Source organism: Agrococcus beijingensis, assembly GCF_030758955.1.
Taxonomy (GTDB): domain Bacteria; phylum Actinomycetota; class Actinomycetes; order Actinomycetales; family Microbacteriaceae; genus Agrococcus; species Agrococcus beijingensis.
This window is the reverse complement of sequence record NZ_CP132360.1, coordinates 766971-788499: the sequence shown is the minus strand read 5'-3', so window position 1 is coordinate 788499 and position 21529 is coordinate 766971. Positions and strand designations below refer to the sequence as shown.

19 protein-coding genes are annotated in these 21529 nt (G+C 69.3%); 14 read left to right on the top strand and 5 right to left on the bottom strand.

The window, feature by feature from the left end:
- Genes Q9250_RS03665 through Q9250_RS03655 form a run of 3 tightly spaced genes read right to left on the bottom strand, consistent with a single transcriptional unit; the run spans position 1 to position 2805 of the window.
- Entirely contained in the window at positions 1 to 1137 is a 1137-nt protein-coding gene (locus Q9250_RS03665; protein ID WP_306233239.1) for an oxidoreductase, read from the bottom strand.
- A 10-nt stretch (positions 1138 to 1147) separates the two neighbouring features.
- Complete coding sequence (locus Q9250_RS03660; protein WP_306233237.1) at positions 1148 to 1681, bottom strand: VOC family protein; 534 nt, start codon at positions 1679 to 1681, stop codon at positions 1148 to 1150.
- Positions 1678 to 2805, bottom strand: a complete 1128-nt coding sequence (locus Q9250_RS03655; RefSeq protein WP_306233235.1) for an alcohol dehydrogenase catalytic domain-containing protein — start codon at positions 2803 to 2805, stop codon at positions 1678 to 1680. The genes Q9250_RS03660 and Q9250_RS03655 overlap by 4 nt, the downstream gene beginning before the upstream one ends.
- A 170-nt stretch (positions 2806 to 2975) precedes the next feature.
- Here Q9250_RS03655 and Q9250_RS03650 point away from each other — a divergent pair, with 170 nt between their 5' ends.
- The 10 genes from Q9250_RS03650 to Q9250_RS03605 all read left to right on the top strand — a co-directional run bounded on the left by Q9250_RS03650 (position 2976) and on the right by Q9250_RS03605 (position 12721).
- Positions 2976 to 3815 carry an alpha/beta fold hydrolase gene (locus Q9250_RS03650; RefSeq protein ID WP_306233233.1) on the top strand — a complete coding sequence of 280 codons (840 nt, stop codon included), beginning with the start codon at positions 2976 to 2978 and terminating at the stop codon, positions 3813 to 3815.
- Positions 3816 to 3843: 28 nt separating this feature from the next.
- Positions 3844 to 5328, top strand: a complete 1485-nt coding sequence (locus Q9250_RS03645) for a flavin-containing monooxygenase (RefSeq protein WP_306233232.1) — start codon at positions 3844 to 3846, stop codon at positions 5326 to 5328.
- Positions 5325 to 6092: an SDR family NAD(P)-dependent oxidoreductase gene (locus tag Q9250_RS03640; RefSeq protein ID WP_306233230.1), complete on the top strand. Its 768-nt coding sequence runs from the start codon at positions 5325 to 5327 to the stop codon at positions 6090 to 6092. Before Q9250_RS03645 ends, Q9250_RS03640 begins: the two co-directional genes overlap by 4 nt.
- A complete protein-coding gene (locus tag Q9250_RS03635) occupies positions 6064 to 7032 on the top strand; it encodes an SDR family NAD(P)-dependent oxidoreductase (RefSeq protein WP_306233229.1) in 969 nt (322 codons plus the stop codon). The genes Q9250_RS03640 and Q9250_RS03635 overlap by 29 nt, the downstream gene beginning before the upstream one ends.
- Positions 7033 to 7129: 97 nt before the next feature.
- The gene (locus tag Q9250_RS03630) at positions 7130 to 8008 is read left to right on the top strand and encodes a branched-chain amino acid ABC transporter permease (RefSeq protein ID WP_306233228.1); all 879 of its coding nucleotides are present in this window, start codon (positions 7130 to 7132) and stop codon (positions 8006 to 8008) included.
- 2 nt (positions 8009 to 8010) lie between these two features.
- Entirely contained in the window at positions 8011 to 9111 is a 1101-nt protein-coding gene (locus tag Q9250_RS03625) for a branched-chain amino acid ABC transporter permease (RefSeq protein WP_306233227.1), read from the top strand.
- A complete protein-coding gene (locus Q9250_RS03620) occupies positions 9108 to 9845 on the top strand; it encodes an ABC transporter ATP-binding protein (protein ID WP_306233225.1) in 738 nt (245 codons plus the stop codon). The genes Q9250_RS03625 and Q9250_RS03620 overlap by 4 nt, the downstream gene beginning before the upstream one ends.
- The gene (locus Q9250_RS03615; protein ID WP_306233224.1) at positions 9832 to 10536 is read left to right on the top strand and encodes an ABC transporter ATP-binding protein; all 705 of its coding nucleotides are present in this window, start codon (positions 9832 to 9834) and stop codon (positions 10534 to 10536) included. The genes Q9250_RS03620 and Q9250_RS03615 overlap by 14 nt, the downstream gene beginning before the upstream one ends.
- Positions 10537 to 10559: 23 nt before the next feature.
- Positions 10560 to 11828: an ABC transporter substrate-binding protein gene (locus Q9250_RS03610; RefSeq protein WP_306233223.1), complete on the top strand. Its 1269-nt coding sequence runs from the start codon at positions 10560 to 10562 to the stop codon at positions 11826 to 11828.
- A 143-nt stretch (positions 11829 to 11971) separates the two neighbouring features.
- Positions 11972 to 12721, top strand: a complete 750-nt coding sequence (locus Q9250_RS03605; protein WP_306233222.1) for a cyclase family protein — start codon at positions 11972 to 11974, stop codon at positions 12719 to 12721.
- Positions 12722 to 12946: 225 nt separating this feature from the next.
- On the opposite strand, the gene Q9250_RS03600 is transcribed toward Q9250_RS03605, so the two are convergent.
- Complete coding sequence (locus Q9250_RS03600; RefSeq protein WP_306233220.1) at positions 12947 to 15703, bottom strand: NtaA/DmoA family FMN-dependent monooxygenase; 2757 nt, start codon at positions 15701 to 15703, stop codon at positions 12947 to 12949.
- Complete coding sequence (locus tag Q9250_RS03595) at positions 15634 to 16062, bottom strand: MFS transporter (protein WP_306233219.1); 429 nt, start codon at positions 16060 to 16062, stop codon at positions 15634 to 15636. Before Q9250_RS03595 ends, Q9250_RS03600 begins: the two co-directional genes overlap by 70 nt.
- A 363-nt stretch (positions 16063 to 16425) precedes the next feature.
- On the opposite strand from Q9250_RS03595, the gene Q9250_RS03590 reads away from it, so the two are divergent.
- From Q9250_RS03590 to Q9250_RS03575, 4 genes are all read left to right on the top strand, one after another.
- Positions 16426 to 17913, top strand: coding sequence for an amino acid permease (locus Q9250_RS03590; protein WP_306233218.1), 1488 nt, complete (start codon positions 16426 to 16428; stop codon positions 17911 to 17913).
- A 67-nt stretch (positions 17914 to 17980) separates the two neighbouring features.
- Positions 17981 to 19483, top strand: coding sequence for a SulP family inorganic anion transporter (locus Q9250_RS03585; protein WP_306233213.1), 1503 nt, complete (start codon positions 17981 to 17983; stop codon positions 19481 to 19483).
- A 65-nt stretch (positions 19484 to 19548) separates the two neighbouring features.
- Entirely contained in the window at positions 19549 to 20604 is a 1056-nt protein-coding gene (locus Q9250_RS03580) for a PDDEXK nuclease domain-containing protein (protein ID WP_306233211.1), read from the top strand.
- Positions 20605 to 20611: 7 nt separating this feature from the next.
- Entirely contained in the window at positions 20612 to 21307 is a 696-nt protein-coding gene (locus tag Q9250_RS03575; RefSeq protein ID WP_422665069.1) for a DNA alkylation repair protein, read from the top strand.
- The last annotated feature ends 222 nt before the right edge of the window (positions 21308 to 21529 follow it).

Here is a 21529-nt window from a genome sequence, read left to right as displayed (position 1 = left end):
TCAGGCGCTCGCGGCGGCATCCTCGGGAAGGAAGAGCCCGCCCCAGCGGCGCAGCAGGTGCGCGAGGAACGGCGGCGCGATCCCTTCGTGCACGAGTGACGACGGGAGCACCGGAGGGCGCACCGCCGCCAGGCCCTGCGTGCGCAGGATCGTGGGCGCCGCCCGATTGAAGATCGCCGCCCGGCCGACGGCGAGCGCATCAGCTCCCTGCGCGAAGCCGAGCACGGCATCCTCCGCCGTCCAGATCTTCCCTGCTACGACGAGCGGCGCGACGTCGCCGAGGTGTGCCTTCACGTGCTCGGTCGGAGTGATGTGCGGATGCTTCTGGGCTGGCTGATGAATGTCCCACACCGAGAGGCTGATGACGTCGGCCCCGGCCTCGGCGCCGAGCCTGGCGAGGGCTGCCGACTCGTCGAGGTCGATGCCGCGCGACTGGCGCATGTCCTCGGCGGAGATGCGTAGCTGCACGACAGTGTCGGCCGGCAGCGCGGCCCGCAGTCGCGCCACCAGCTCGAGCGTGAAGCGCGCCCTGCCGGTGAAGTCGCCGCCCCAGCGGTCGGTGCGCTGGTTCTCCTCTCGACTGAGGAACTGCGCTGGGAGGTAGCCGTGCGCCGCGTGGATCTCGACGCCGTCGAAGCCTGCCGAGACCGCTCGCGTGCCCGCAGCGACGAAGTCATCCAGCGTCGCCTCGACCTCTCCGCTGGCCAGGCCGCGGACGCCGACCCCGTCCGAGGGGCCGACCGGCTCGGCACGTCGTTCCTCCCAGGCGTTCACGCGCAGCCCGCCGTGCAGCAGCTGGGCGAGCATCACTGTGCCTGGGTGCCGCGCGGTGCTGAGTCGTGCGAGGCCGGGCATGAAACGGTCGTCGTCCGCACGGGGCTGGTCGATGTGCAGCTGGCCCGCGGGCGATACGGAGAGTCCGCCGGTGACGATCGTGCTGAAGCCGGCTTCACCGCGACCCCGGTACCAGTCGATGTCGGCCTGCGTGATCTCGCCGCCGACGGCGCTCAGCCGGTTGGTCATCGGGGCGAGCTGGAGGCGGTTCGTCGCGAGCGTGCCCGCGGCGAGCCGCAGCGGACGGTCGATCAACGCCGCGCTCCGGCCGGCACCGTCGACCGCGGGCGCGGTGGTTCGCATCGCGCCCTCCTCAGGCCCGTCGGAAGACGTCGGCGCCATCCCACCCCTGCGCAGCGCGGAAGACCTTCGTGTAGACGGCCTCCTGTGCGGGGTTGAGCTCGACGAGCTCGACCATGCCGCCGAGCTCCTCCGTGGCGTCGAAGTACGCCAGGCGCGCCTCGGTGGGCAGGACGCTCTCGTAGACGACGACGAGGCCCTGCTCCACGTACATCGCGAAGTCCTCGTCGAAGCGCTGCGTGCCGCGCGCGATGTGATGGAAGCCATAGCCCGAGGCCTCTACCCGCTCGCGGTAGACGGAGGGGGAGTCGTCCTGCTGCTCGATCAGCTCGATCATCGAATGGCCCGAGAAGGCCTGAGCCACGAGCAGCCTGCTCGGCGCCACGACCCCGCGGTACTTCGCCCGCTGCGTCGTGAACGGGCCGCGGAAGAACCAGGGCCCGATGCCGGTCAGCTCGGTCCAGCGCCGTGCCGCGCCCTCGGCATCCGGCACAGTGTAGGCGAACTGCACGATCCCGGAGACCGGTTGCCCGAAGTCGAGGATCATGCCTCGAGCCCCTCGAAGCTGATCATCTGTCGGATCGCGCGGCCCTCGTCGAGCACGTCCAGCGCGTGGTTGATCTCGCGCAGCGGCACGGTCGCAGAGGTGAGCTTCTCCACCGGCAGCGATCCTGCGCGCCACATCCGCTCGTACTCAGGGATGTCGCGCGCCGGCACAGCCGAGCCGAGGTAGCTGCCGATGATCGTGCGCGCCTCGGCGGTGATTGTCAGCGGGGCGATCTGCGAGCGGGCGTCGGGGGCGGGGAGCCCCGCGGTGACCGTGATTCCGCCGGGGGCGGTGAGCGCGACTGCGGTCTCGAACGCTCTCGGGTGCCCGGCGGCCTCGATGACGACCGGAGCGCGCAGTCCGCGGGCCACCGCCTCGTCAGGTGTCGCGGCATCGTGCGCACCCATCTCGAGCGCGGCGTCCAGCTTCGCGGGCATCGCGTCGACGCCGATCACGCGCCCTCCCGACGCTGCGGTGATCGCGAGGGCAGTGAGCACGGCGGCCATGCCGACACCGCCGAGGCCGACGACGATCACGTCCTGACCCGGCTGCAGCGCGCCCGCGTTCTTCACGGCGCCGCCGCCCGTGAGCACCGCGCATCCGAGCACTGCCGCGACCTGGGGCGGCACGTCAGCACCGACCGCGACGACCGAACGGCGATCGACGACAGCGTGGGTCGCGAAGCCAGAGACGCCGAGGTGGTGGTTGACGGGAGCGCCGCCCTCCGAGAGGCGGATGCCACCGGCGGGCAGCACGCCCTCGGTGTTGCTCTTCGAGCCCGGCTCGCACGGGAGCTTGCCCCCGGTGAGGCAGGAGGGGCATTCCTCGCAGCGCGGAAGGAAGACCGTCACTACGCGCTGCCCGACCTCCAGATCGGTCACCCCCTCGCCGAGCTCGTCGACGATGCCCGCGGCCTCGTGGCCCAGCAGCATCGGCAGCGGGCGCGGCCGGTTGCCGTCGACCACCGAGAGATCTGAGTGGCACAGTCCGGCCGTCTCGACGCGGATGCGCACCTCACCGGGGCCGGGACCGTCCAGCTCGAGCTCGACGATGTCGAGCGGTGTGCTCTCGGCGTAGGGGCGGGGCGCCCCTGAGCGCCGGAGCACTGCAGCGGTGATCTTCACGGGGCTACTCCTTTGGGTTCCGTGGAGGAGAGTTCGTCGGCACAAATTGCGGAGTGCGCTCTCATGTGCCTATAGTGAGAGAGTACTCCGAATGGAAGTGCACTCTCAATGAGGAGATCCGCCCGAGCGAGGGCCCCTCCACAGACACCAGTTGAGTGAAAGAAGGGGCAGTGAAGCTTCATCCCGACTCGGACGCGGGCACGGTGCCGTTCGGCGAGGCGCAGATCGCGTTCCACGACACCGGAGCGCCCGGCGACGGACGCACTCCCATCGTCCTCGTGCACGGAACCGGCGGCAGCACGGAGACGCACTTCCGTACGGTGTTCCCGATGCTCGCAGCACGCCACCGAGTCATCGGCCTCGACCTCACCGTCTCTCCGGGCACCGACCTCGACGCGCTCGTCGCGCAGGTCGTCGCGGTCATCGAGGCGCGAGCGGCGAAGCAGCCCGTCCACCTCGTCGGGTACTCGCTCGGCGCAGTCGTCACCGCTGCGCTCGCGGGCCGCCGACAGGACCTGGTCGAGACTCTCACCCTCATCGCCGGCTGGATCACCACTGACAAGCAGCAGCGCGTGCGCAACAGCGTCTGGCAGGCGCTGTTCGAGCAGGGCGGCCGTCCGCTGCAGGAGTTCGAGACGTTCGCGGCGTACAGTGCGCAGTTCCTCCGCAGCCGTGCAGACCAGGACCTGGAGAACCTCATCGCGGGCCGCACATCGCGCGCGGGCGTCGACATCGAGATGGCGATCAACCGTTCCGTCGACATCACCTCGGACGTCGAGCGGATCACCGCTCCCACGCTGGTGATCGGCGCCACCGCCGACCAGATGGTGCCGATCGTGCACAGCTACATGCTGTTCGGCGGCATCGAGGACGCGCGCCTAGCCGAAGTGGATGCCGGGCACGCCATCACCTCCGAGCGCCCGGCCCAGGTTTTCATGCTCATCGACGACTTCGTCAAGGAGCCCGCTGCGGTGCCCGCCGGCAACACGATCCAGCCGCTCACGGTGTAGCGCGAGCAAGAGACACGAGGAGCACAGCATGAGTGAGATCGCAACGACCACGAGGACGGATGTCCTCATCATCGGCGCCGGGTTCTCGGGCGTCGGCATCGGTGTCCACCTGGAGCGCGAGACCGACCAGCGCTACGTCATCCTGGAGCGCGGTCACACCGTCGGCGGCGCCTGGCGCGACAACACCTACCCGGGAGCCGAGTGCGACGTGCCGTCGCACCTGTACTCGTACTCGTTCGCGCTGAATCCCAACTGGACGAAGATGCACGCCCAGCAGCCGGAGATCCTCGAGTACATGCAGAGCGTGGCCGAGGCCGAGGGCGTGCTGCCCCGCATCCGCTTCAACACGAACGTCGAGAGCCTCCGCTGGGACGACGAGCGCAAGCTGTGGATCGCACGCTCGGGTGCCGACGCCTTCGAGGCTCCCGCGCTCGTCATGGCCACGGGCTACCTGTCGGACGCGAAGTTCCCGGATGTTCCCGGGATCGACTCCTTCCAGGGCGCGCTGTTCCACTCGGCGCAGTGGGACCACTCGGTCGACCTGACCGGGAAGCGCGTCGCGCTCATCGGCTCGGGTGCGAGCGCCATCCAGATCGTGCCGGAAGTGGCGAAGCTCGCCGAACAGCTCGTCGTCATCCAGCGCTCCGCCGCGTATGTCACGCCGCGCCACGACCCGAAATACACCGAGGCGCAGAAGCGAATGTTCGCTCGCCGACCGGAGCTGATGAAGCGGATCCGTGACGACCTCTTCTGGGCGAACGAAGAGCGCTACGCGCAGCGCCGCGGCACCCAGACGCTGATCGACACCGTCACGAAGGCAGCGCTCGGACACCTCGCGAACCAGATTCCCGAGGGGCCGCTGCGCGACCGGCTCACCCCCGACTACACGATCGGGTGCAAGCGCATCCTGAAGTCGAACGACTACTACCCGGCCTTCCTGCGCGACAACGTCGAGCTCGTCACAGGTGGTGTCACGGCCATCACGCCGACCGGCATCATCGGGGCGGACGGCGTCGAGCACCAGGTCGACGTGATCATCTCGGCGACCGGCTTCGAGGCGACCGACATCCCGATGGCCCACCACACCTATGGCCGCGACGGCCGGACTCTGCACGAGCACTGGGGCCGCGGTATGGAGGCGTACAAGACCATGGCCGTCAGCGGCTTCCCCAACATGTGGTTCCTGAAGGGCCCGAACACAGGTCTCGGTCACAACTCTGCCATCTACATCGCGGAAGCGCAGATGGAGTACGTCCTCGAGGCGCTCAAGCGCGCCCACTCCGGCGAGGTCCTTGAGGTGCGCGCCGAGGAGCAGGAGGCGTACATGCAGGAGCTCGAGGAGCTGAGCGCCGGCACCGTCTGGCTCTCAGGCGGTTGCAGCAGCTGGTATGTCGACCCGCGCTCGGGCCGCCTCACCACTCTGTGGCCGGACTTCTCCTTCACCTTCCGCGAAGTGAACAGCACCTTCGCGACCGACCCGTACGAGATCGAGCTGGCGGGAGCCGCAGCATGAGCAGCGCAGATCGTCAGCAGATCGCCGTCGTCACCGGTGCAGCCGGCGGCCTCGGCACCTCGATCGTCGAGGCGCTGCTCGGCCGTGGCGACCAGGTCGTCGCGTCCGACGTCAACGAGGCGTCGCTCGCCGCGCTGCGCGAGCGGCTGGCGGACGTTGCGGATCGCCTTGCGACCGTCGTCGCCGATGTCGCGTCGGTCGACGGCTGGCGTGCCATCCGGGAAGCCGCGCTCGAGCGCTTCGGTGCTCCGACGATCCTGGTCAACAACGCGGGCATCTCGCCGAAGCATGACGGGAAGAAGCTCGACGGCGTCGACATCCCGCTGGACGAGTGGAACGCCGTCGTCGGCGTCAATCTCACGGGCCCCTTCCTCGGCGTGCAGGCACTCGCGCCGGACATGATCGAGCAGGGATATGGCCGTATCGTGAACATCGCATCCGTTGCCGCACGGTATGGCGGTCGCCTCGGTGGCCTCCACTACGCGGCGACGAAGACCGGCGTGCTGGGCATCACCCGTGCCTTCGGGCAGGAGCTCGCGCAGCACGGCATCACCGTGAACGCGGTCGCCCCCGGGCGCATCGCCGCAGGCATGGCGAGCATGGTGGGAGCCTCGGTCAACGCCGACTACGCATCGACCATCCCGGTCGGCCGGCTCGGCACGGCGGGCGACGTGGCCCACACGGTGCGATTCCTCACCGACCCCGACTCGTCGTTCATCACCGGAGCCACGGTCGATGTCAACGGCGGCTCGCACATGCAGTAGACCCCTCTGGGCGCGTGACGGCGCGCCCGTGCACCTTCCGCAGCGGATCGAAAGCGCAATGATGACCTCCCCTTCCCAGACCGGCCAGGCCACCGAGCAGGCGGTCTTCATCACCGGCGGTGCCAGCGGCATCGGCCTGGCCACAGCACAGCGCCTCGCCGCGCGCGGCTGCAAGGTCGCCCTCGTCGACCAAGCCGGCGATCAAGCCGTGGCGGCTGCCGAGGCACTGGGCGCTGACCACATCGGCCTGCAGGCAGACGTGACGGATGTCGCTTCGCTCGAGGCTGCGGCCGAAGCCACCGTGCGCCGGTTCGGCCGGATCGACGTGGTCGTCGCCAACGCCGGCATCGGCAGCGCCAGCACGGTGCGCGCCTCCAGCGCCGAGCAGCTGCTGCGCATCATCGACATCAACCTGTCGGGGCAGATCCGCACCGTCAAGGCCACGCTGGAGCACGTCATCGCCTCGCGCGGGCACATCGCGTTCACCTGCTCGGCCGCAGTCCTGAAGCACACGCCGAAGTCGTCGGCGTATGCGGCGGCAAAGGCGGGCGTCGACGCGTTCGCCGGCGCCCTGCGCCTGGAGGTGCTGCACCGCGGAGTCACGGTCGGCGTCTTCTACCCCGGCTGGACCAACACGCCTATGCTCCAGGGCGCCACCTCTCGCGCCAGCTCGAGCAGCAGCCTGCCGTGGCCGCTGAGCATGACCAACCGCGTCGACGACGTCGCCGATGCCTACGCGGACTCCATCCTGCGGCGAGCGCGCACCACCTACGTGCCGAAGCTCTATCGCGCCATCCACTGGCTCCGGCCGCTCTACACGAGCGCTGCCTGGGATCGCAGCCAGCGCGCGGTCGCCGCCCAGAACGTGCAGCACTGGGAATCCGAGCTGCCGAGCTCGCCGCGGTCGCACGAGCAGCTCCCCGGCTCCAGCAGCGGCTGATGCTGCGCACCCGGTCGGCACGCATCGAAGGCGATGCCGCAGACCACGGAGACACCCTCCGCTCACCCATTCCCAACGTCTAGAAAGGAGCCGCCCTATGTGGGACCTGCTCGTACTCGGCATCATGGCCGGTGGCGTACTTGCCCTCGTGGCGGTTGGCCTCACACTCATCTTCGGCGTCATGGACGTGATGAACTTCGCGCACGGCGAGTTCGTCATGCTCGGCATCATGGGGACGATCGTCGTGGTCACCACTACCGGAATGAACCCCTACCTCGCCGGGCTGCTCGTGGTGATCGCCTCCCTGCCGCTGGCCTTCCTGGTCTACATCGCCATCATCCGGCCGACGCTGGGGAAGTCGATCAACGTCCAGATCTTCACGACGCTGGGCCTCAGCATCGCACTGCAGGCGGTCGCGCTCATGGCCTTCGGGTCGCGCACGTTCGCGATCTCCGACCCGTTCGCGTCGTCCCGCGTCGACGTCTTCGGCGTGCAGGTCGAGGCCGGTCGCGTGATCGCGTTCCTGGGCGGCATCCTGCTCGTCGCCGCGCTGTGGTTCTTCCTCTATCGCACGCGCATGGGCAAGCAGATCCGCGCGGTGTCGGAGGACAACTACGCGGCGAAGGTCGTCGGCTTGCGCATCAATCGCACGTACGCGATCGTCTTCATGCTCGGCACAGCCTTCGCGGTCGCCGCGGGCGTCCTGCTAGCGCCGTTCACGTCGGTGAACTCGACGACCGGCCTCAACTACGTGCTGACGAGCTTCGTGATCGTCGTGCTCGGCGGCTTCGGCTCGGTCGGCGGCGCCTTCATCGGTGGCCTACTGGTCGGCATCATCGAGACCTTCACCGGCTACTTCTTCGGCACCCAGTGGATGCAGGCGTCGATCTTCGTCCTGTTCGTGCTCGTCCTGGCCCTCCGCCCGCGCGGGCTGTTCGGCAAGAAGTCGCTCGACTCGGCGATGGTTGGAGGCTGATCATGCTGCAGAGGTTCAAGCCATTCATCCCGCTCGCGATCATCGCGGTGCTGGTGATCATCTACACGCTGAGCGGGCCGAGTCGACTGTCGCTCGATCTCATCAACACGATCCTGATCTTCGCGACGTTCGCCACCGCGTGGAACATCGCCGGCGGCATGACCGGGCTCTTCTCGCTCGGCCACGGCGCGCTGTTCGCGATCGGCGCGTTCGGCACCACGCTGCTGCGACTGCACCTGGGTATCGGCACGATCCCGGCGATGCTCATCGCCGCGCTGCTGGCCGTGCTCGTCGCGCTGTTCATCGGCGCCATCAGCCTGCGCCTACGGGGGCACTACTTCGCGCTGGCGACGCTCGGCCTCGCCGTGATCGTCTACATCGCGCTGCAGAACTTCTCCGAGCTCACGGGCGGCGACGAGGGCATCTCGATCCCCAAGGACACGGGCCTGTGGAACCTCATCTTCCAGTCGAAGGATGAGTACGTCTACGTGACCCTCGGCCTGTACGTCGTCACCGCAGCGGTCGTGATCGTGCTCAGCCGCTCGCGCCTGGGCTACCAGATGATGGCCGTAAAGGAGGACGAGGTCAGCGCGCGGTCGATGGGTATCCCCGCAGTCCGCACGAAGATGTTCGCGGTCGGGCTCTCGGGGTTCTTCTCGGCCCTCGCCGGTGCGATGTTCGCGCAGTACACGCTCTACATCACGCCGTCGAATGTCGGCTCGGTGAGCGTGACGTGGGAGCCGGCGCTGATGGCGATCATCGGCGGCATGGTCGGCATCTTCGGCCCCCTGATTGGTGCGACGCTCATCACGCTGCTGGAGCACTACGTCATCGCGTCGGTCGGCTCGTCGATCCCCGGACTGTCCGACCTGATCTATGGCGCGCTGCTCATCATCGTGATCCTGCTGCTGCCCAACGGGCTCATCGGCGTCATCCGGAACGGGTTCGCCTGGCTCAAGAGCGCGATCACACGGCGGCCGAAGCCGAGCGCGGTGATCCCCACCAGCGCGGTCGAGACGATCCACGTCGAAGAGCTCGGCTCGGATGCGTCGTCGGTCGAAGAGCGTGCGGCAGACGCCGGCACCCAGGAGGGACAGCGATGAAGGACAACATCCTCGAGGTCTCCGGCGTAAGCATCTCGCTCGGCGGACTGCAGATCCTCGACAATGTGCACCTCATGGCCGAGCGCGGCCAGATCACCGGTGTGATCGGCCCCAACGGCGCCGGCAAGACCACGCTGTTCAACATCGTCTCTGGCTTCATGAAGCCGTCGTCCGGCTCCGTGAAGTTCAACGGCAGAGAGCTGATCGGCCGCGCTCCCGAGCAGATCACGAAGGACGGGCTCACGCGGACCTTCCAGAAGGTGCGCGGGCTGCCCCAGATGACCGTGCGCGAGAACGTGCTCGTCGGTGCCCTGAACCGCCACCTGACGGTGAGCGACGCAAGGGACGTCGTCGAGCCGATCCTCGAGCGCCTCGGGCTCGCCTCCTTCGCGGAGGCGACCGCTGACGCACTGCCCATCGGCCTGCGGAAGCGCCTGGAGGTCGCGCGGGTGCTGGCCACCGAGCCCGAGCTCGTGCTGCTCGACGAGGTGATGGGCGGCCTCGTGCCCTCGGAAGTGCAGACGATGATGGACACGATCCGCGAGCTCGCCGCCGACGGGATGTCGGTCGTGCTGATCGAGCACCACATGAAGGCCGTCATGGGCCTGTCCCGGCACGTCGTCGTGCTCGAGCGCGGACGGAACCTCGCGGAGGGCACGCCAGCCGAGGTCACCAAGGATCCCGGGGTGCTCACCGCATACCTCGGAGAGGGGTACGAACATGTTGCACATTGAGAACCTCGCGGTCTCCTACGGCCGCGCGAAGGTGCTCCTCGACCTAAACATCACGGTCGGCGAGGGCGAGGTCGTCGCGCTGCTCGGCAACAACGGCGCCGGCAAGACCACGACGCTGAAGGCGATCTCGGGACTGGTGAAGCCGCGCGGCGGGTCGATCCAGTTCAAGGGTCAGGCCATCGACGGCCTGCCGTCGCACGAGATCTCGCAGCTCGGCATCGCCCACTGCCCGGAGGGGCGCCGCCTCTTCGGAGGCATGACCGTGGAGGACAACCTGATGCTCGGCGCCTCGACGGCGGGAGCCCGCCGTAAGCAGGCGCAGAACCTCAAGCACATGTACGAGCTGTTCCCGATCCTGAAGGAACGGCACCGTCAGCACGCCGGCTTGCTCTCCGGCGGTCAGCAGCAGATGGTCGCGATCGCGCGTGCGCTGATGGCCGACCCCGAGCTGCTGATCCTCGACGAGCCCTCGCTGGGCCTCGCTCCCAAGATCGTCAGCGAGGTGTTCGAGGTGATCGAGCGCGTCAAGGACGACGGCGTCACGGTGCTGCTCGTCGAGCAGAACGTGGCGCAGGCCCTCGGCGTCGCCGACCGCGGCTACGTGATCGAGCAGGGAACGATCGCGCTTAGCGGGTCATCGCAGGAGCTCCTCGCGAACAACGAATTGCAGACCGCCTACCTCGGCATCTAGCAACACCCCAACGAAAGGACACCATGAACAAGAAACTGATTGCTGGTGCGGCCATGGCGGCCGTCACAGCACTGACGCTCGCAGGCTGCTCCGCGGCGGCCGGCGGTGAGGGCGCTGGCGACGGTGACAGCGTCACCATCGGTCGCATCCTGCCGCTGACCGGCGGGCTCGCGGGCACCGGCAACCGCGTGGCTGACGGCTCGGAGATCGCTCGCCAGATCATCAACGAGGACGGCGGCATCAACGGCGCGACCGTCGAGTTCGTGACCGAGGACGCACCGGACGACGAGTCCGCGCGCCAGGCGGCCGAGCGGCTGCTGAACGAGGACATCGACGTCGTCCTCGGGACGTTCGGCTCATCGCTCGCCCTCGCAGCGATCCCCGTCATCACGGGCGAGGGCGGCCTGTACTGGGAGACCGGCGCATCGGCCGTGGGCATCACGGACGGTACCTACGACAACGTCTACCGCGCCTCGCTGACGGCACGGGACATCGGCCTCGACTCGGTCGCCTTCGCGGCTGAGCAGCTGGCCGAGCAGATCGGCAAGGCTCCTGAGGAGATGACGGTCGCATGGGCGGGCGTCAGCAACTCCTACGGCCAAGACGTCATGAACGGCGTCATCGACGCGGCCGACGAGTTCGGCATGGACGTCGTGATGCAGTCGGCCTACCCGCTGGACAGCTCCGACCTGACGAGCGTCGCGCTGCAGATCCGCGACTCGAACCCCGACGTCCTCGTGCTCACGAGCTATGACGCGGATGCAGCGGCCCTCGGCCGCGCGATGCGTGCGGCGAGCGTCACGCCGCCGGTCATCATCGGCTCGGGTGGCGGCCACGTCAACCAGTCGTGGATCGAGTCGATGGGCGACTCCGGCAACGGGTTCTTCAACGTCGGCTTCTCCTCGCAGCTCAACAGCGACGGCCTGAGCGACGAGGCCAAGGGCTACTACGACCTGTTCATGGAGCGCTACCAGGACGCGAACGACGGCGCCCTGCCCGGTGCCTTCGACATGAACGGATTCATGGGCGCCATGGCACTATTCGACACGATGCGGGCCGCAGACGAGCTGACGCCCGAGGGCATCGCCGCAGCAGCCGACGAGATCGACCTCGCAGACCGTACCGGCGTCGACGGCTCCGGCCTTTCGTTCAACGAGAACGGCCAGAACGACCGCGCCCTATTCTTCGTCAGCCAGTGGCAGGATGGCGAGATCATTCCGGTGTTCCCGGAGGACCTCGCGCTCGCCGACCCGATCAACGTGCCGCTTCCGGGCTGGGACGAAGACCGCTAGGTCAGCACTCCACCGATCTGAGGCATCTCATCACCATGCAGGCGCGGGTGCTGCCGAGACCACTCGGCAGCACCCGCGAACGCACCCCGCGCGCTGCGGATCTCGCCGCACATAGCCCCGACACCGAACCGAGAGGCCGACCCGTGGACCAGACAGTGACTGATCTGACGCACGTGATCCGTGAGGGCATGGCTGGTCATCCGACGCACGGCCGCACGCCGATCAAGATCGCCGGCTCGCTCAACCACTGGGGCTACGCGCACACGGAGCGCCGCAACGACTACGACGGCACGCGCGTCTCGTTTCAGAACGAGCAGTGGGTGATGAATGGCAACACCGGCACGCACATGGACGCGCCGTGGCACGCCAACCCCGACACCCACTTCACTGCGGAGCGGATCCCCCTCGAGTACGGTTTCGGCACCGCCGTCTGGCTTGACTGCGCAGCCGACGCGGAGGCGCGCGGCACCATCACGCCCGGCGCGCTGGAGCGAGCTGAGCAGGCCGCAGACGTGACCATCGGCGCGGGCGACATCGTGCTCGTCCACACCGGCTGGTCACGGTTCGCCGATACCGATCCCGAGGTCTACCTCCGCGACCACCCGGGCCTGAGCAAGGAGTCGGGAGAGTGGCTGAGGGCGCGAGGCATCCGCACGCTCGGCGTCGACCTCGCGACGCCGGAGACTACCAGCGGGGCACTGACGGCACCCATTCACACCAACTTCCTGCGCCCCGAGGTGCTCGGGCTCGCCGCGGACGACTTCATCGGGATCATCGAGAACCTGGTCGGGATCGATCGCATCCCGGCCCGCCGGTTCCAGTTCGTCGGCGTGCCGCTGCCACTGGAAGGGTCCAGCGCCAGCCCCATCCGGGCGCTCGCACTGACCGACTGACGGACGCATCGCTTCGCGCGTAGGGCGTCGGGTATGCGGCCCCGGCAACTCCCGCTCATGTCTGGAGCCCGGGGGGACGTGTGCGGCGAAGCCGCCCGGGTACTGATCGCGCGCTCGGCTCGTGCCCGCACCCGATCGCACGGCCCGAATCGCGCCGTGCGCGATGGGCTCATGGTCATCGCAGACGTCGTCGACGGGACACGCCGCCCTGGGGCTTCGACAGCGTCATGCAGGATCTGCGCGACATGCGGGTGGCGGCCGACAGGCTCGGTGCCGCGCGCCGTGCTCGACGAGATCCTGATCGCGAGCGCGCTGGGCTTCCCTGATGCGCTGCCAGGGGCGGTCGAGGCGCCGCTGCTGCTGGCCCGCACCGCGTGCGTGCCAGCGCCGTCGCCGACCGCGCTGCAGCGGCTTGCGCCGGAGGAGGTGCTGCTGCTGGGCGGGGCACCGACGCTGAAGCTCGGCGGTGGCCGCGTTCAACCGGCGCTGAGACGCTGACGTCGCGGGCTCCTGCTGAGGCGAGGTCTCGTGACGCCGCCTTCGGCGGCTCCTCGACCGACGAATGGTGGCGGCCCCTCGACCGGCGCAATGCCGATGAGGAACCGCCGCCCCGGCCAGACGGGCTACTCGGCCAGCGCCGCCTCGCGCCGGTACCCGGCGCCATTGTGGACAGCCGGCAGCTGCGGGCCGGCCCCGGTGAACGCCTCGCGCAGGGTGAGCCCGACCGGCTCGTCGCCGGCCTCCGGCAGCAGGCCGCGATGCCGCAGCTCGGGCGTCACGAGCGCGGCGAAGCGCTCGAAGTCGGCCGGCCTCACGGCCGCCGAGATGTTGAAGCCATCGACGCCGGCCTCGTCGCGCCAGCGCTCCAGCTCGTCGACGACGGTCGCCGGCGAGCCGACGATCACCGGGCCGCGCCCGCCGATCGCCACGAACTCGGCGAGGTCGCGCACCGTCCAGACGCGATCCGGCGAGAGCGTCGTGAACGACGCGAGCGCCGAGTGGTTGGCCTCGGTCTGCACGTGCTCGAGGGTTCGCATCCCGGTCATCCCCGAGAGGTCGACGCCGGTCCACCCGCCGAAGAGCGCGCGCGCCCTCGACGTCGACGTGCTCCCGGTAGGCGGCCAGCCGCGCCTCGGCCTCCTCATCCGTGTCGGCGACGACGACCGTCGCGATCGAGAGGATGCGCACCGCATCCGCCGCCCTTCCCCGCTCCACGAGCCCCTGCCGCACGCCGTCGACCCAGCGGCGCACGAGCTGCGGCGTCGAGCCCGAGAAGAAGATCGCCTCGGCGTGGTCGAGCGAGAACTCCTGCCCGCGCTTCGAGGCGCCTGCCTGGAAGAGGAACGGCGTTCCCTGCGGCCCCGGGTGCGCGAGGGCGTAGCCCGGCACCTGGAACCACTCGCCGGCATGCTCCACCGGGTGCACGCGCTCGGGGTCGAGGTAGACGCCGGCCGCCTTGTCGTCCACAACCGCGCCCGGCTCGAACGAGCCGTCGAACAGCTTGTACATGACCTCCATGTACTCGTCGGCGCGGTCGTAGCGCAGGTCGTGCGGCAGCTGCCGCTCGTAGCCGAGGTTGCGCGCCGCCGAATCGTGATAGGAGGTGACGGTGTTCCATGCCACCCGCCCGCCGGTGAAGTGGTCGAGCGTCGTGAGCGTGCGCGCCAGCAGGTAGGGCGACTCGTAGGTCACGGAGGCCGTCACGCCGAAGCCGAGCCGCTCGGTGACGGCCGCCATCGCGGGCACCGCCACCAGCGGGTCGAGCACCGGGTACTGCACGCCGCCGCGCGCGGCCGCCTCGATGCCGTCGCCGTCTACGTCGTAGACGCCCGGGATGTCGGCGAGGAACAGCGACAAGAAGCCGCCCTCCTCGAGCGTGCGCGCGAGTGTCGTCCAGTAGTCGAGCCGATCGAAGCGGGTCGCCTGCGACTCCGGGTGGCGCCAAAGCCCGGAGGACTGGTGCGCGGGCACGAGCATGTCAAAGGCGCTCAGCAGCAGGGGCGGGTCATCGGGTGGTCCTCTCGTTGGCGGTGGCGTTGGCGTTGGTGGCGGCGACGGTGACGAGCGCGGCGTCGGCCGGCTCGGCATCGGGGCGGATGGGCCGGGTCGCGTCATGCAGGTCGCCCAGCTCGGTGCCGCGACGGTCGCGCGCGGGATCCTTGGCGAGCAGGGCCGCGACGATGGAGATGCGGCGAGCACCGACAGGCAGCCGGCGATCAACCACGGCGTGCCGCCGCCGGCGGCGAGCAGCAGCGCGGCGATCATCGGCATGAGGCCGCCGCCGAGCACCGAGCCGACCTGGTAGCCGAAGCTGACGCCCGAGTAGCGCACGTGCACGGGGAACTGCTCGGCGAACCACGCCGGCTGCGGGCCGTACACGGACTCATGCGCGAGGTTGATGCCGACGATGAGCAGCAGCGGCAGCAGCGAGAGCGGTCCGGCGTCGAGGAACGCGAACTCACCCAGCCGAAGACGCCGGTCGCGGCGTAGCCGGCGATCGAGACCCTCCGCCGCGTTCTGCCCCAGGCGCAGGCCGATCGTCACCAGCACCGGCCGCCAGTGGTGGCGCAGCAGCACCGCGAGCGGCGCGCGCGGCACGGCGCCGGTGGCGCGGTGGTCGGTGAACTCGGCGGTGTCCTCGACGCCCAGCCGGATCCACAGGCCCACCACGACGAGCGCGGCCGAGGCGAGGAACGGGATCCGCCAGCCGAAGTCCGCGAACTGCTCAGCGGTCAGCAGGTGCTGCACGAGGAAGAAGGCGCCGGTGGCCAGCAGCATGCCGGCCGAGGAGCCCACCTGCGTGAACGAGCGGAAGAGTCCGCGGTGGCGGGCGGGGGAGTGCTCGACGCTCAGCAGCGCCGAGCCGCCCCGCTCGGCGCCGGCCGAGAGACCCTGCAACAGCCGCAGCACGATCAGCCCGACGACCGCCCACCAGCCGATCTGGGCGAACTTGGGCAGCAGGCCGATGATCGTCGTCGCCACCCCATGAGCAGCAGGGAGGCGACCAGCAGCGACTTGCGGCCGATGCGGTCGCCCAGGTGGCCGGCGATGATGCCGCCGAGCGGCCGCACCACGATGCCGACCGCCAGCGTCGCGAACGACGCGACCGTACCGGCCAGCGGGCTCGCCTGGGGGAAGAACTGGGTGCTGAAGATCAGGGCGGACGCGGTGCCGTAGAGGAAGAAGTCGTACCACTCGATGGTGGTGCCGACGAAGGCGGAGGCGAGCACCCGGCGCTTGCCGAGCAGCGAGCCCGCGACGCGCGGCTGCCGCGGCGGTGCCGGATCGCCGGGCGGCGGGGCGAGCTCTGTCGTGGTCGTCGGTGGTCCTCTCGGTGGCACCGAGGATCGCCGCTGCCGGGCATGCCTAGGGCATGTCCGGCGGGCTCGGTCGATGCCGGCCGGGGCCAGTCGCCGATTCGGGTTCTCCATCGGTCCTGGCCGGAGCACCCGTGCGGTTGCGCGGGTTGCTGCGACGTCGACGAGCCAGGTCTCTCATCCGCTCTGCATGCTGTGCGGCACAGGTAGCGAGCGGGCATCGACGGCCGCGCTCGGCCGTGTCACGGGCGGTAACAGAGCGCCGGTGCCACTGCCGCCTTCGCAGGCACGACAGGGCGGATGCGCGGCGCGCGAAGTCAGATAAGTACAGTAGGACGGTGTTTCGGCTCTCGGGCCGGCGCGCGAACCGACCAGGAAGGCGCCTCCGTGGCCACTGACTCCCACTCCAACCCGCAGCCGATCGCGGAACGCGACGTGCTCGCCTCGCCGGCGGACGCATCCGCCATCGCCGTCGACGACGGCCCCACGAGCAAGAAGCTCAAGTCGCGCCACGTCACGATGATCGCCCTCGGCGGCATCATCGGCGCGAGCCTGTTCGTCGGCTCGGCGAACGTGATCCTCGCCGCCGGCCCCGCGTCGATCCTGTCGTACCTCGGCGGCGGCCTCATCGTCTTCCTCGCCATGCGCATGCTCGGCGAGATGGCCGCCGTGCGCCCGGCCGTCGGCTCGTTCATGGAGTACGCCCGCGTCGGCCTCGGCGACTGGGCCGCCTACATCGTCGGCTGGCTCTACTGGTACTTCTGGGTCGGCGTCATCGCCTACGAGGCGGTCGTCGGCGGCGGCATGCTGAACGCCTGGTTCCCGGCGCTGCCCGCCTGGGCCGGCTCGCTGATCCTCCTCGCGATCTTCGTCACGACCAACCTGATCTCGCTGCGCGCGTTCGGCGAGACGGAGTTCTGGCTCGCGAGCATCAAGGTCGTCGCGATCGTCGTCTTCCTCGGCGCCGGTCTGCTGTTCGCGTTCGGCCTCTGGCCCGACTCGACCCTGTCGGTCGCCAACCTCTGGCAGCACGGCGGCTTCATGCCCAACGGCTTCGGCGTGGTCGTCTCATCGATCGCGCTCGTGCTCTTCGCCTACTTCGGCGCCGAGATCGCCGTCATGGCCGCCGCCGAGTCGGAGGACCCGGCCAAGGGCATCCGCCAGGCGGCGAACACCGTCATCTGGCGCGTGATGCTCTTCTACGTCGGCGCGGTGCTCGTGATCGTCATGGTCGTGCCGTGGGACCAGCTGCCCACGCCCGACGAGATCCCGCCGTTCGCCTACGTGTTCGGCCTCCTCGGCATCCCGTTCGCCGAGGAGATCATGACCCTCGTCATCTTCACCGCGGTCATCTCGGTGCTGAACTCGGGCACCTACTCGGCATCGCGGATGTTCGCGGCCCTGTCGGAGCAGAAGCTCGCCCCCGCGATCATGTCGAAGCGCTCGAAGCGCGGCGTGCCGGTCGCGGCCGTGCTCGCCTCGACCGCCGGCGGACTCGTCGCCACGCTCGTCAACTTCATCGCGCCGAGCTCGGGCATCTACGAGTTCATCATGAACTCCACCGGCCTCGTGGCCCTCTTCGTCTTCGTCTTCATCGCCGTCACCCAGTGGCGCCTGCGCGTGAAGATGACGCCCGAGGAGCAGGCCGACCTGAAGCTCAAGGTGTGGCTCTTCCCGGTGCTGAACATCGTGCTCATCGCCGCTGCCATCGGCATCGTCGTGATCATGCTCGGCACCGAGGGCGGTCGCGCCCAGGTGCTCACGAGCTTCATCGCCGCTGGCGCGCTGGCGATCTTCTGGCCGATCGTGCGCCGCAACCTGCGGCGGGCGCGGTCGGCGGGCGAGGTCGAGTTCGAGCCGGCACCGGTCGGCTGACAGGATCGGGGGAGGGCGGATGCGCTCTCCCCCTTCCACGCCGCCCGCCGCGGCCCAGAGGAGTCCCATGGCCATCGACGCCGCCCCGCCGCGTGAGCGGTACCGCGACGACCCATCCGTCGTCGCCGTGCTGAAGAGCCCGAGGCTGCTCACGCGCGAGGCGCTCGCCGGGCTCGTGGTGGCGCTCGCCCTCATTCCCGAGGCGATCTCGTTCTCGATCATCGCCGGCGTCGACCCGGCCGTGGGGCTGTTCTCGAGCTTCGTGATGGCCGTCACGATCGCGCTCGTCGGCGGGCGGCCCGCGATGATCTCGGCCGCCACCGGCGCCGTCGCGCTGGTGATCGCGCCGATCATGCGCGAGCACGGGTTCGACTACTTGATCGCCACGGTGCTGCTCGCCGGCGTCATGCAGATCGTGCTGGCGCTCGCGGGCGTCGCGCGGCTGATGCGGTTCATCCCGCGCAGCGTGATGGTCGGGTTCGTGAACGCGCTCGCGATCCTGGTGCTGCTCGCGCAGCTGCCGCACCTCTTCGGGGTGCCGTGGCTCGTCTACCCGCTGGTCGCGGTCGGCGTGCTGGTGATCGTGCTGCTGCCGCGGGTGCAGCAGGTCGTGCCGGCGGCGCTCATCGCGGTCGTGCTGCTCACCGCCGCCGTGCTCGTGTTCGCCTGGGATGTGCCGAACGTCGGCGACCAGGGCGCCCTGCCGCGCTCGCTGCCCGAGCTCTTCGTGCCGCAGGTGCCGCTCACGCTCGAGACGCTCGGCATCATCGGCCCGACCGCCTTCGCGATGGCGCTCGTCGGCCTCATGGAGTCGCTGCTCACCGCGAAGCTCGTCGACGACATCACCGACACCCGCTCGAACAAGACCCGCGAGTCGTGGGGCCAGGGCGTCGCCAACCTCGCCTCGGGCCTCCTCGGCGGCATGGGCGGCTGCGCCGTCATCGGCCAGACGATGATCAACGTGAAGGTCTCGGGTGCCCGCTCGCGCGTCTCCACCTTCCTCGCCGGCGTCTTCGTGCTGCTGCTGGTCGTGGTGCTCGGCGACGTCGTGGCGCTCATCCCCATGGCGGCGCTCGTGGCCGTGATGATCATGGTGGTCGTGTCGACGTTCGACTGGCACAGCATCCGCCCCTCGACGCTCAAGCGGATGCCGCTCTCTGAGACGCTCGTGATGGTCGCGACCGTCGTGGTCGTCGTGATCACGCACAACCTCGCGATCGGCGTGATCGTCGGCACGGTGGTGGCGATGGTGCTGTTCGCGCGGCGGGTGGCGCACTTCCAGTCGGTGCGCCGTTCGGTGGCGGATGGGGTGGCGCACTACAGCGTGGAGGGCGAGCTGTTCTTCGCCTCGTCGAACGACCTGACGACCCAGTTCGCGTATGCCGACGACCCTTCGTCGGTCGTGATCGACCTGTCGCGCTCGCACATCTGGGACGCCTCGACCGTCGCCGCCCTCGACGCCATCGAGACGAAGTACGCGCGGCTCGGGAAGGCGGTGTCGCTCGTGGGGCTGAACGACGCGTCGGTCTCGATGCGGGATCGGATGACGGGGCAGCTGGGCGACGAGTGAGGGCGCGTCCCCATGCGACCGGCGTCGCGCTCCCGCATGTCGGTGGCCGGCGCTAGCTTCCAGCCATGAGCACCGTCGAGCTTCCTCCGCGGTACGACAAGGTATTGGCGGATCTCAAGCGCAGGGTGCGCTCTGCGCAGATGCGTGCCCGCCGTTCGGTGAACGCCGAGCTGATCAGTCTGTACTGGCACATCGGCCGCACGATCCTGGATCAGCAGGAAGCCGCCGGGTGGGGCGCCAAGGTCGTGGACCGGCTGGCTCACGATCTGCGACGTGAGTTTCCTGAGATGACGGGCCTGTCACGCCGCAACCTTATGTACATGCGCGGCTTCGCCGCGGAGTGGAGCGATGGCTCCTCGATTGTGCAACAGCCTGTTGCACAACTTCCATGGGGCCACATCACTCTGCTGCTGGGCAAGCTCGACTCTCGGGACGAGCGCGATTGGTATGCGGCACGTGCGGCCGAGGAGGGCTGGTCGCGTGCTGTGCTCGAGCACAGCATCATGGGTCAGCTGAAGCAGCGGGTGGGCGCAGCGCCCAGCAGCTTCGCTGACCACCTCGACGCGCCCGACGCTCGGCTCGCCCAAGCGCTCTCCAAGGATCCCTACGTCTTCGACTTCCTCGGACTACGAGCAGACGCCGCGGAACGCGAGCTCGAGCAAGCGATGATGGATCGGCTCGTCGAGGTGCTCCGCGAGTTGGGGCCGGGATGGGCTTTCGTCGACCGGCAGAAGCACCTGGAGATCGATGGCGACGACTTCTATGTCGATCTGATCTTCTTCCACACCGAGCAGCTCCGGTACGTGGTGTTCGAGCTGAAGGCGGGCAGGTTCAAACCGGAGTACATCGGTCAACTCGGCTTCTATGTGGCGGTGGTCGACGACCTCATGCGACTTCCCCAGCACGCGCCGACCGTGGGCATCCTCCTGTGCTCTGACAAGAACGAAGCGGTAGTCCGATACTCCTTGAGCTCTGCGTCGGGTGCGCTCGCGGTGTCGTCCTACACCTACGACACACTGCCCGCCGCTGAGCAGGCAGCCTTGCCGGACGCGGACCGCATCGCGCATGCGCTCGACGGACTGGAGCGCCGGCCCGAGAAGAAATTGAGCAGCGACTCGTAGGCTGAGCATGGAGGTGATCGGGATGACCGACACGGTGCCCGAGCTGCTGGCCGAGCTGGCCGCGCTCGACGATCCCCGAGCGCGCGAGGTGAACGAGCGCAACGGCGACGACCACGGCGTCAACCTCGGCAAGCTGCGCGCCATCGCGAAGCGGCTGAAGGCGCAGCACGAGCTGGCGCTCGAGCTGTGGGCGACCGACGAGACGGCCGCGCGACTGCTCGCGCTGCTCATCTGCCGGCCGAAGGCGTTCTCGGAGGCCGAGCTCGACGCGATGCTCCGCGAGTCGCGCGCGCCGAAGGTGCACGACTGGCTCGTCAACTACGTGGTGAAGAAGTCGCCGCACGCCGAGGCGCTGCGCCTGCGCTGGTTCGACGACGCGGATGCGGTGGTCGCCAGTGCCGGATGGGCGCTCACGATCGACAGGGTCGCGAAGCGGCCCGACGGGCTCGACCTGCCAGGCCTGCTCGACCTGATCGAGGCCGAGCTGGTGGATGCGCCGGAGCGCAAGCAGTGGGCGATGAACCACTGCCTCGCGCAGATCGGCATCTCGCATCCGGCGCTGCGCGCCCGCGCGCTCGCGATCGGCGAGCGGCTCGAGGTGCTGAAGGACTACCCGACGCCGCCCAACTGCACGTCGCCCTTCGCCCCCGCCTGGATCAACGAGATCGTGCGTCGGCAGGAGCTCGCGGCCGCCGGCAGCTGATCGCCGGCCGCGACTTCGCCGAGCGGTAGCCGTCCGCCCGAGCGGTAGCGGCCTGCGGCTACCTGCCGGGCGCCGCGCTGCCTCTCGGTCGGCGGATCGCTCAGCGCTTCGCTCAGCGGGGCGCGCGCGACGCCGGGCCGACGTCGGGGGCTTGCGCACCGCATCCGCCCGTCTTATTTTCGGGGGCGACCGGAGCGCGCCGGCACCGGCGCCGCCCGGGCG

Coding starts and splice junctions, on each gene's coding strand:
- Q9250_RS03640 (WP_306233230.1), top strand. CDS start 5,325: ATGAGCAGCGCAGATCGTCAGCAGATCGCCGTCGTCACCGGTGCAGCC.
- Q9250_RS03625 (WP_306233227.1), top strand. CDS start 8,011: ATGCTGCAGAGGTTCAAGCCATTCATCCCGCTCGCGATCATCGCGGTG.
- Q9250_RS03630 (WP_306233228.1), top strand. CDS start 7,130: ATGTGGGACCTGCTCGTACTCGGCATCATGGCCGGTGGCGTACTTGCC.
- Q9250_RS03610 (WP_306233223.1), top strand. CDS start 10,560: ATGAACAAGAAACTGATTGCTGGTGCGGCCATGGCGGCCGTCACAGCA.
- Q9250_RS03635 (WP_306233229.1), top strand. CDS start 6,064: ATGTCAACGGCGGCTCGCACATGCAGTAGACCCCTCTGGGCGCGTGAC.
- Q9250_RS03575 (WP_422665069.1), top strand. CDS start 20,612: ATGGAGGTGATCGGGATGACCGACACGGTGCCCGAGCTGCTGGCCGAG.
- Q9250_RS03615 (WP_306233224.1), top strand. CDS start 9,832: ATGTTGCACATTGAGAACCTCGCGGTCTCCTACGGCCGCGCGAAGGTG.
- Q9250_RS03665 (WP_306233239.1), bottom strand. CDS start 1,137: ATGCGAACCACCGCGCCCGCGGTCGACGGTGCCGGCCGGAGCGCGGCG.
- Q9250_RS03580 (WP_306233211.1), top strand. CDS start 19,549: ATGAGCACCGTCGAGCTTCCTCCGCGGTACGACAAGGTATTGGCGGAT.
- Q9250_RS03620 (WP_306233225.1), top strand. CDS start 9,108: ATGAAGGACAACATCCTCGAGGTCTCCGGCGTAAGCATCTCGCTCGGC.
- Q9250_RS03660 (WP_306233237.1), bottom strand. CDS start 1,681: ATGATCCTCGACTTCGGGCAACCGGTCTCCGGGATCGTGCAGTTCGCC.
- Q9250_RS03645 (WP_306233232.1), top strand. CDS start 3,844: ATGAGTGAGATCGCAACGACCACGAGGACGGATGTCCTCATCATCGGC.
- Q9250_RS03585 (WP_306233213.1), top strand. CDS start 17,981: ATGGCCATCGACGCCGCCCCGCCGCGTGAGCGGTACCGCGACGACCCA.